Here is a 10,262-nt window from a genome sequence, read left to right on the forward strand (position 1 = left end):
AACGTCGCGGTGATCTGCAACGTCCCGGCCGGAGTGTTCGCCGGCACCTGGTAGCTGGCCTTGCCCGAGCTCACCGCGACGGTGGCCAGCACCGTGCCGGTCGAGGTCTCGAACCGCACATCGCCAGCCGGCGTGCTGCCATCGTTCTGGGTGACGGTCGCCGTGAGGGTGGCCGGGCTGGCCGTCCCGTAGAACTGGGACGGGGCCGACGCCGCCAGCGCGGTGGTGGAGACCGCCTTGTTCACCGTGAACGCCAGCGCCGAGGAGGTGGAGCCCACCACGCCGCGGGTGGCTGACGGGACGAACGTCGCGGTGATCTGCAACGTCCCGGCCGGAGTGTTCGCCGGCACCTGGTAGCTGGCCTTGCCCGAGCTCACCGGGACAGTGGCCAGCACCGTGCCGGTCGAGGTCTCGAACCGCACATCGCCGGCTGCCGAGCCGCCGTCGCTCTGGACCACGGTCGCCGTGAGCGTTTCCGGGTTGGCCGTCCCGTAGAACTGGGACGGGGCCGATGCGCTCAGCGTCGTCGTGGTGGTCACCAGCTGGTCGATGGTGATCGGCACCGTGGTGGTGGTGCCGGTCTGGGCTCCCGTCACCGTCAGGTTCTGCAGGCCGGCTGGCACACCGGTCGGCAGGGTGAAGGCGACAGAGGCGGTTCCGTACTCGTCGGTGATCGCCGTACCCAGCGCGTTGTTCACCGCGAACGTTCCCAGCTCGGTGGACCCGAGCTTCACGGTCACCGAGGTGTCCTTGAGATCGGCAGCGGTGCTGAAGGCCAGCGACGACAGGTCGAAGCTGACCGTGTCACCCGGGAGGTAGGACGCCGGGGCACCGGCCGGGAACATCACGCCCACCGACCGCTGGGTGTAGTTCGGCGACACCGGGGTGTGCTTGTCCATGTAGTCGACCATCGCCTGCAGGTCGGTCTGCCCGGTGTCCTTCTTGTTGGTGCCCTGTGCCAGCACGAAGAAGTTGTCACCGCCGGACGCCAGGAACGAGTTGACCGTGACGGAGTAGCTGGCCGCCGGGTCGATCGCGGTTCCGTTGAGCCACATGGCGGTGATCCGGCTGCCGGCCGCCGCTCGTGCGTCATAGGTGTAGGTGAATCCTTCGGAGATGCCCAGCCGCAGGAACGGCCGGGACGAGCCCGCCGGCTGCCACTGCTGCTCCAGCGCCGTCTTGATCTGCGCGCCGGTCAGCTTCATGTTGACCAGCGTGTTGGCGAACGGCTGGACGTTGGCTGCCTGCTTGTAGGTCAGCGTGGTCGGGTACGTCGAGCTGCTGCCGACCATGTCCGCCCGCAGGCCGCCCGGGTTCATGAAGGCGATCTGCGCCGAGCCGGTGGTCGCACCCTCGGTGGCGGTCTGCTGGACCTCGGCGACCAGGTTGCCGAGGGTGGACTCGCCACCCCGGTTCTCCGAGCCGGACGAGGTCTTGGCGCGGTTGAACGGACCGGTGATCTGGCCCAGCGGCTGCGCACCGAGCACGGCGGCATCCGCGACGGCCTTGTCCACGATGGCCTGGGTCGGCGCATCGGTCGGGTAGGCCGGCGTCTTCACCAGCGGCAGGGTGCTCTGCTGGACGCCGACCACCTTGTCGGTGTCGGAATCCACAGTGAACAGCAGCTGGTCGAGGTTGTAGCCGTACTGACCGGCCGAGACAACCGGACGGGTGGTCACCGCGCGGCCTTCAGCCACCCAGCCCGGAACCGTGACCGAGTGGTTGTAGGACAGGTGGGTGTGACCGGAGATGATCGCGTCGATGTTGTCGTTGACGCCGGTGACGATCTTGCCGAAGTCGGTGGCAGGGTTGGTCGCCGAGGACAGCGCGGTGGTCTCGGCGCCCTCGTGCACCAGCAGCACGATGATGTCGGCGCCTTGGGCCTTGAGCTTGTCGGCGTCCCGGTTGGCGGCCACCACCGGCGACTCGATCTCCAGGCCGGCGATCCCGGCCGGGGAGACCAGCTCGCTGAGGTGGTCGGTGACCGAACCGATGAAGCCCACCTGGACGCCCCCGAAGTCCTTGATCCAGGTCTCGGGAAGTGCTGCCGAGTGGTCCTCGGCGTGCCGGACGTTGTCACCGATGTACTGCCACGCCGCCCCGCCGTAGGGGTTGGTGTCGGCGTTGTACGGCGCCATCACCCGGTTCACCAGGTCGTTGTAGCCCTGGTCGAACTCGTGGTTGCCCACCGCCGAGACCTCGAGACCGGCCGAGTTCAACGCGTCCAGGGTCGGCTTGTCGTGGGCGATGAAGGACTCGAAGGTGGACGCGCCGATGAGGTCACCGGCCGCGGCGAACACCGTGTCCGGGTACTGGGTGCGCAGCTGCTTCACCGCGCCGGCCAGCACGCCGGCCCCGGCCTCGACGCCGTTGGACTGGATCCGGCCGTGGAAGTCGTTGATGCCCAGGACCTGCACGGTCTTGGTCGGAGCGCTCGCCGTCAGGCCCAGGACCACCGGGTCGTGGTCGGAGGATGCGTACGGGTCGGCCTGGTAGAAGTCGGTGGCGGTGTAGTTCCACCGGCTGTACTCCAGGGCCACCGACTCGGGCGAGTTGATGTTCCAGATGTCGGCGCCGGTCGCCCGCTTCAGGGCGGCGGCGTTCATCAGGATGTGGTCCAGCGATCCGGACAGGCCGGAGAAGGAGTAGGAGTACTCGCCGTGGTTGAAGGCCTGCTCGGCGTCGGTGTAACCGGCGTCGAAGAGCACCTGCAGCGGGTCTTCCTTGCCGTAGGAGTTGTAGTCGCCGACCATCACGACGGCCTTGGCGCCTGCCTGCACGGTGGGAACCCAGTCCCGCAGCGCACCGGCCTGGCGGACTCGCGACTCGTTCGAGGAACCCTGGCCGTCGCCGGTGTCGGCGTCGCCGGGCCACGGACCGGCCGAGCCCTTGGACTTGAAGTGGTTGACGACGAACAGGAAGTTGTCGCCGCCGGCCACCGGGTGGAACACCTGGCCGAGCGGTTCACGGGCGTTGTCGAACGCGCCACCAGCGGCACTCTGGGTGCCGAGCGCCCGGGACGCGCCGACCCGCTGGACCGCGGCCGGCTTGTAGATGATCGCGCTGTTGATGACGTCCATGTCGGCCACCGGAGGCAGCTCCGCAGAGGACGGGTTGGCCGCCCAGGTGCCCGCGCCGGCGTCGGCGTTCAGCGCCGCCACCAGGGTGTTGAGCGCCTCGTCGGTTGCCTCGCCGAGGCGGGCGGAGTTCTCGATCTCCATCAGACCGACCACGTCCGCGCCCAGGGCGTTGATTGCCTTGACGATCTTGGCCTGCTGCCGGGCGAGGTCGGCCGAGTCCCAGGCGCCGCGCTGGTTGCAGCCGCCACTGACGGTCGAACCGTCGCCGTCGCGATCCTTGAACGCGACGCACGAGCTGTTGTCGGTGCCCAGGGTGGTGAAGTAGTTCAGCACGTTGAACGAGGCGACCTTGAGGTTGGCGTTGCCGATGTAGGCGCTGTCGGGCGCTGCGGTGCGGGTGTTGCCGAAGGTTGCCGGCGAGTTGGTGTTGTCCGGGCCGATGACCGTGCTGGTGGGCTGGAACTTCCAGGCGCTGTTACGCCAGTCGAGGATGACGTCGCTGGTGAAGGTGACCGGCTCGCCGACCCGGACCGGCGCCGACTGCGAGACGTACGGCGGGGTCAGGTTGCCGTTGACCAGCAGGCCGCCACTGGTGGCCAGGAAGTTGATGCTGGAGCCGTCGTCCAGGGTGACCGCGCGAGCGGCGTTGTCGGCCTCGGTGGGGCTGGAGGCGGCGGGACCGGGCTTCTCGACCTCGGTCCGCTGGATCAGCGGCTTGGTGCCCGAGGCCAGGCCGACCTCGCCGAACTGGTTGGTGGTGAAGGTGTTGGTGACGGTGAAGGCGCCGGTCGGGCGGTAGAGCATGCCCTCCAGGGATTCACGCGCGGCGTCGGTGGTGGGCCAGCCGTTGGTGGTGGCGGCGGTGACGGGCGCGGGCGGGGCGCCGAGGTCGACGACGTCGGCAGCGGCGACGTTGATCTCGGTCATGCCGAAGAACTCGGTGACCGAACCGGTGACCTGCAGGTACTTGCCGACCTGCACGGCGGCCGGGAAGGAGCCGGTGGACTGGAAGACGAAGATGCCGTCGGAGGTGGTGTCGGTGGCGGTGTCCACCGGGCCGCCGGTGCCCGGGGTCTGGAGGTAGTAGCCCTTGAAGCCACCGGCCGGGTAGGCGGCGGTGACGATGCCCTTGGTGGTGACGGTGCTGTTCACCAGCGGCGAGGAGGCGCCGGGACCCTGGATCTCGGCGATCGTCTTGTCGGTGGTCGGCGGCGGGGGCGGCGGCGTGGTGCAGGCGGTCCCGCAGGCCACCGGGCTCGGCGCGCCGGCGGTGAAGTCCGCGGCGTTGTTGGCGGTGTTGTCGTGGCTGGCGTTGCGCGAGACGGAGTTGGTGTTGCTCGGCGCCGGGGTGGGCCCGGTGCCGGCGAAGTCGTTGGCGGTGGTGCCGAAGCCCACGAAGTCCACCACAGCGGCGTTGCCGTCGCAGTCCCCGGCACAGGTCAGCGCGGAGGTGCTGTTGACCAGCGCCACCTTGCCGGCCGTGCCGCTCATCGCGATGGTCCCGGTCACGTCGGAGGGCACGTCAGTGGTTCCACCGCTGCCCTGCGACTCGCGCACCACGTAGTGGGTGCCCGCCGGCAGCGTGCCGGTCAGCGCCGTGGTGGCCCACGAGGTCCCGGTCGCCGAGGCGTACTGCACGGACCAGCCGGTCAGGTTCACCGCTGAGGTGCTCTTGTTGTAGAGCTCGATGAAGTCCTGCTTGTAGGTGGCGCCGGTGTTGCCGCCGCCGCCGTACACCTCGTTGATGACAACGGGAGCACCGGCGCTCGCCCCGGCCCAGGCCGAGGTCGGTACCGCCAGCAACGCCCCGACGACTAACGCCGGGGTTGTGAGTCCACTGATCAAAGCCTTACTGCCTGCGCGCATGCACTGTCTCCGGGATCAGGACAAGGGAGGACGGCACTCACAGGAAGCGAGTGCCGGAGATGTGTGTCGGATAAAGCGAAGGTAATGGACGCGCACCGCTTCGTATACCCCTGGAACCCGCAAGAATCCCGCAAGTTCTCGAAAAAACTGCGATCGGGTGGGCCTTTTGGAAGCTTTCACCGAATTATCGATGCGGCCGCCGTCGTGGAGCTCCCATGTCTTCGGGGTTGTCCTGGTTCGGCGGGCCGCTTATGAACTTCGTCACATCAACTTAACGTCTACCCGGTCGAGGAATAGTTGAAACCTCAACTTCCTTGTGGAGAGCATCATCGACACAGCGCACCCAGGAGGCCACCATGTCAGTTTTCCGGTTGAACCACGCCGTGCTCTACGTCCGGGACGTCGCCGCCAGCGTGGCGTTTTACCGCGACGTGTTGGGCTTCGACTACATCCCCAACGGCGACGGCCTGCCGGGCGCGGCGTTCCTGCGGGCGGCGGGCTCGACCAACGACCACGATCTCGGGCTCTTCCAGCTCGGCAGCCAGGCCGGCGCGTCCGCTGCCGGGCGCGGCACCGTCGGGCTCTACCACCTGGCGTGGGAGGTCGACACCCTCGGTGACCTGGAGGAGTTGGCGGGCAAGCTGGCCGCCGCCGGGGCGCTGGTCGGGGCGTCGGATCACGGCACGACCAAGTCGCTCTACGGCCGGGACCCCGACGGCCTGGAGTTCGAGGTGGTCTGGCTGATTCCTGCCGACCTGCTGACCGAGCAGGACCGGACCCGGGCAGCGTCGATCCGGCCGCTGGACCTGGCCCGCGAGATCGCCCGGTTCGGTCGGGAGGCCCGTGGCGGCTTCGGCATCTCCCGCGCCGCGGCTCCCGCCGCTCGCTAGCCGGTACTGGCCGCAGGACGTGCTTGCGGCCGGCTCGTTGCGCCGGGCATCCGGCAACGGACTGGCATCAGTCGCATAACTACCCGGCGGGACCGGCCACCCAGCCGCTCGGCAAGGGTGTGTGATGGCACCGGCTGGCCGGTTGGGCCAGCCGGTGAGAAGGCCCGGTGAGAAAGGGACGCCCATCAGCGGTTTCGGTAGCGGCCGACTGGCACTGCTCCTGCGCGCCCTGTGGTGGCGGCGGGGCCTGTCGGCAGCCACCCTGCTGGTGGCCGCGATCACCATCGGCGCGGGCTCGCTCGGGCCGCTCTACGCCCGGGCCGCCGACGAATCGACGCTGCACGACCGGCTCACCGAGTCAGCCAGCGCCGCGGCGCTGCATTTCGCGTTCACCCGCGACATCTCCACCGAGGGCGACCTGGACGCGGCGGCGGCCCTGGGGCCCAAGCCGGGCAGCATCAAGGCCTACCCCAGCACGCTGACGGCCGCCGTGCTGGGAGTCCGGGCCTCGACGCCGGCCCAGGTGGCGATCGGCGACGTCGGGCCGATCACCCGGATGATCTGGCGAACCGGCGCGTGCGCGCACCTGGTGCTCACCCGGGGCCGTTGCCCCAGCCGGCCCGGCGAGGCGCTGGCCAGCGAGCGCACCCTGCAGGATCCCTATAACGGGTGGAAGGTCGGCACCCGGCTGGCGCTGTCGGGTCCGCAGCAGGCCATCGCGCCCGCAGGCGGGCCAGGTGAGCCGGAGATCCCGGTCACCCTGGTGGGCAGCTACCGGCTGCGCAGCGCCAGCGATCCGTACTGGCAGGGCAGGAACTATTTCAACGCCCATCTCGGCTCCGGCGACGGCCCGAACACCGTGGACGGGCTGTTCGTCGACAGGTCGCAGTTGCTGACGCTGCTGCCCGCCCAACTCGAGGTGCAGGTCGACTACCCGATCGCGGCTGATCAGGTCCGGCTCTCCGACATCCCGGCGCTGCGGGCGGACCTGGCCAGGCTCGCCCAACTGCGCTCCGGTCCCGGCGTGGGCGACGAGTTCCGCACCGACGTCCTGCGGGTGCTGGCCGCGGCACAGGCCGAGCGGAAGCTGATCGACGTCTCCGTCCTGCTGGTGTCCCTGCAACTGGCGGTGCTGGCCTGGCTGGTGCTGTTCCAGGTGATCGCCGACGCCGTCGAGGCCAAGGGCTCGGAGATCGCGCTGGCCAAGCTGCGCGGGCTGGGGCCCACCTCGACGCTGCGGTTCGGGCTGGCCGAGCCGATACTGCTGGTCGCGCTGGCCGTGCCGTTGGGACTGCTCGGCGGCTGGCTGTCGGTGCGGCTGTTCGCGGCCACCGTGCTGGTCCCCGGCACCCCGGTCAGCTTCACCCGGGCCACCGCGGTGGCGGTGGCTGCGTCCCTGGCCGGCAGCCTGGTGGCCGCCGCCGCCGCCAGCCGCAAGACCCTGCGCCGGCCGGTGCTGGAGCAGTGGCGGCGCACGCCGGGCCACCAGTCCAGCGCGCTGATGCTGGCCCTGGACATCCTGCTGGCCGCTGCCGCGATCGTCGGTCTGGTGCTGTTGAACCGGGCCGGCCGGGACGGCAGCCCGCACTCGGCCACCCTGCTGGCGCCGGCACTGCTGGTGTTCGCGGTGGCCCTGCTGGGCATCCGGCTGCTTCCGCTGGTGCTGCGCCCGCTGCTGCCGATGACCCGTGGCTCCGGCCGGATCGGGCTGTTCCTGGCGGCCCGGCAGGTGGTGCGCCGGCCGGCCGGCCTGCGGCTGGCCTCGCTGCTGGCGGTTGCGGTGGGTCTGGCCACCTTCGCCATCGCCGGCGAGGGGGTGGCCGAACACAACCGCGAGACCCGGGCCCGGATCGAGGTGGGCGCCCACGCGGTGGCCCCGGTGCAGTTCGAGCCGCTGCACGATCCGATCCTGGCCAGCCGGCAGGCCGACCCGGAGGGCCGGTGGGCGATGGCCACCGCGTCCTGGCTGCCCGACGGCGGCGGCTCGGTCACCGGCCGGGTGCTGGCGGTGGACGCCGGCAGGCTGGCCGCGGTGGCGTACTCGGGCGGCTCGGCCCCGGCACCGGCCGAGGCCGCCGTCGCGCTCTTGCCGGCCAACCTGCCCGCCGCCCTGAAGGTCCGTACCGACCGGCTGCGGGTGAGCATCGAGGCGACCAATATGAGTTCCGGTAACCGCCCGACCGTGCTGCTCAACCTGCGGGCTCCCAACCAGCCGCCGATCAACGCCCGGGCCGGCACGCTGGCCCTGGGAGCGCACCAGTACACCGCGGCGGTCGGCTGCTCCGGCGGGTGCACGCTGACCGGCATCACCTGGGACCGCCCGATCGACACCTTCGGCCAGCTGCTCGGCACGGTACGGGTGAGCCGGCTGGAATTCTTCGGCGACGGCCGGTGGCAGCCGCTGGACGCCGGGTTCGGCACCGCCGGCCACTGGCGACCGCTGGCCAGCCAGCTGGGCAACGCCAAGGACGTCCTCAGCGTCACCGACGGCGGCCTGCAGGACGACTACTCCAGCCAGGCCGGCGGCTCGGCCGGTATCACCCATGCCGACATCCCACGCCCGCTGCCGGTACTGGCCTCGCCGGGCGGCCTGATCCCGGGCGCGGACGGCCAGTCCAGCCTGCGGATGTCGGACCAGACCGGCTCGGCGGTGCCGTTCCAGGTGGTGGGCAGCCCGGCGGTGCTGCCCTCGGTGCTCGACACCGGGGTGCTGGTGGACCTGGCCGGGCTGCGCGCCCAGCTGCCGACCTTCGACACCGAGGCCAGCTGGTCGATCTGGCTCGGGCCGGACGCGCCGGCAGATGCGATCAGCCGGCTGCGCGCCGCCGGGCTGGTGATCGAAGCCGGCGCCACCGCCTCCGGCCGGCTCACCGAACTGGGCCGGCAGGGGCCGGCGCTGGCACTGCGGTTGCTGGTGGTGTGCGCCATCGTGGGATCGATACTGGCCGTCGGCGGCACCGCCATCGCGATCGCCGCGACCGGCCGGCGCCGGACCTTCGAGCTGGCCTCGCTGCGCGCCGTCGGGATCAGGCGCCGGACGCTGCTGGGCGCCTGCATCCTCGAGCAGTTGCTGCTGCTCGGCGCTGCCATGCTGCTGGGGGTGCCGGCCGGTTACCTGGCCGCGCGCTGGGCGATGCCCTCCATTCCGGAGTTCGCCGACCGCACCCCGGTCGCCCTGGGCTTCCGGCCGGCAGTGTCCGGGGTCGCGCTGTTCGCGCTGATCTTCGTGCTGCTGCTGGGCATCACCGCGGTGCTGGCCGGCCGCGCGCTCATGCAGGCAGCGGCACCGGCCCGGCTGCGGGAGGCCGAATGACCGCGCGGGTACTGCAGACCGGCCTGGCGATCCACTGCGAGCACCTGAGCCACTACTACGAGCTGGACGGCGAGGAGGTCACCGCCCTGGACAACGTCGAGTTCAGCGTGGCGGCGGGGGAATCAGTCGCCCTGCTCGGACCGTCCGGCTCCGGGAAGTCGACCCTGCTCAGCCTGCTGGCGGGCCTGCTGCGGCCCAGCTCCGGCCAGATCTACCTGGGCGCCGACGACATCACGGTGATGAGCGAGTCCGAGCTGCTGCGGCTGCGCGGCCAGCGGATCGGCGTGGTGGTGCAGAACCCGTCGCGCAACCTGTTGCCCTACGGCACTGCCGAGCAGAACATCAGCTTCGCCCAGCGCGCCCTGCGCGGCTACCGGCGGGTCGACCTGCAGGCACCGGCCGAGCTGCTGGCAGCACTCGGGTTGTCGGAGCTGAGCGGCCAGCGGGTCTCGCGGATGTCCGGTGGCGAGCAGCAGCGGCTGTCGGTCGCGGTGGCGATGGCCGGCTCCCCCGGGCTGCTGCTGGCCGACGAGCCGACCTCCCAGCTCGACACCGACAACCGCGACAAGGTGGGTGAGTTGCTGACCCGGATCACGTCCAGCTTCGGCACCACCGTGGTGGTGGTGACCCATGACCCGGCGGTGGCGGCCGCGCTGGGACGCAGCGTGACCATCACCGAGGGCCGGGCCGATGACCGCGACCAGCACCGGCAGCAGTTCGTGCGGGTCGATCCCGACGGTGCCGTGCGGCTGCCACCGGACGTGCTGGCCACCCTGCCGCCCGGTTCCCAGCTGCGGGTGGTGCGCAGGCCCGGTGGCGTGGAGCTCGTCCTCACCGCCGGAGCCGAACGAGCCGGAACCGAGCGCAGCGATCCTGAGCGCCCCGGCGGCTACCGATGACCGCCCGGCATGCGGCCGGCCAGCTGCCGCCGACCCTGGTCGCGGACCGGGTGGGCTACCGGCGGGCCGGGCGGGCGGTCCTCGACGACGTCTCGGTCAGCGCCCATCCCTACGAGGTGCTGGCTATCACCGGGCCGTCCGGCAGCGGCAAGTCCAGCCTGCTCGCGTTGCTGGCGGGGCTGGAACCGCCTGACAGCGGAACGGTAACGAGGAC

At 70.9% G+C, this 10,262-nt stretch carries 5 protein-coding genes; 4 read left to right on the top strand and 1 reads right to left on the bottom strand.

Going from position 1 to position 10,262, the window contains the following annotated elements; all coding sequences use genetic code 11:
* A partial coding sequence (locus tag VF542_RS05230; protein ID WP_408650650.1) for an ExeM/NucH family extracellular endonuclease occupies positions 1–4,946 on the bottom strand: 4,946 nt, incomplete at its 3' end.
* Positions 4,947–5,302: 356 nt separating this feature from the next.
* On the opposite strand from VF542_RS05230, the gene VF542_RS05235 reads away from it, so the two are divergent.
* The 4 genes from VF542_RS05235 to VF542_RS05250 all read left to right on the top strand — a co-directional run.
* A complete protein-coding gene (locus VF542_RS05235; protein WP_408650651.1) occupies positions 5,303–5,836 on the top strand; it encodes a VOC family protein in 534 nt (177 codons plus the stop codon).
* Between the two features lie 124 nt (positions 5,837–5,960).
* Positions 5,961–9,149 (top strand): FtsX-like permease family protein, encoded by a 3,189-nt coding sequence (locus VF542_RS05240; protein WP_408650652.1) that lies wholly within the window; start codon positions 5,961–5,963, stop codon positions 9,147–9,149.
* Positions 9,146–10,048 (top strand): ABC transporter ATP-binding protein, encoded by a 903-nt coding sequence (locus VF542_RS05245; protein ID WP_408650653.1) that lies wholly within the window; start codon positions 9,146–9,148, stop codon positions 10,046–10,048. The genes VF542_RS05240 and VF542_RS05245 overlap by 4 nt, the downstream gene beginning before the upstream one ends.
* Positions 10,045–10,262, top strand: a 218-nt coding sequence (locus VF542_RS05250; protein WP_408650654.1) for an ATP-binding cassette domain-containing protein, incomplete at its 3' end; no start/stop codon positions are given. The genes VF542_RS05245 and VF542_RS05250, both read left to right, overlap by 4 nt.

The organism is Jatrophihabitans sp., from assembly GCF_036389215.1.
Taxonomy (GTDB): domain Bacteria; phylum Actinomycetota; class Actinomycetes; order Mycobacteriales; family Jatrophihabitantaceae; genus Jatrophihabitans_A.

Bases quoted from the DNA above. Each gene is read 5' to 3' on its own strand.
- VF542_RS05235 (WP_408650651.1), top strand. From the start codon at position 5,303: ATGTCAGTTTTCCGGTTGAACCACGCCGTGCTCTACGTCCGGGACGTC.
- VF542_RS05245 (WP_408650653.1), top strand. From the start codon at position 9,146: ATGACCGCGCGGGTACTGCAGACCGGCCTGGCGATCCACTGCGAGCAC.
- VF542_RS05240 (WP_408650652.1), top strand. From the start codon at position 5,961: ATGGCACCGGCTGGCCGGTTGGGCCAGCCGGTGAGAAGGCCCGGTGAG.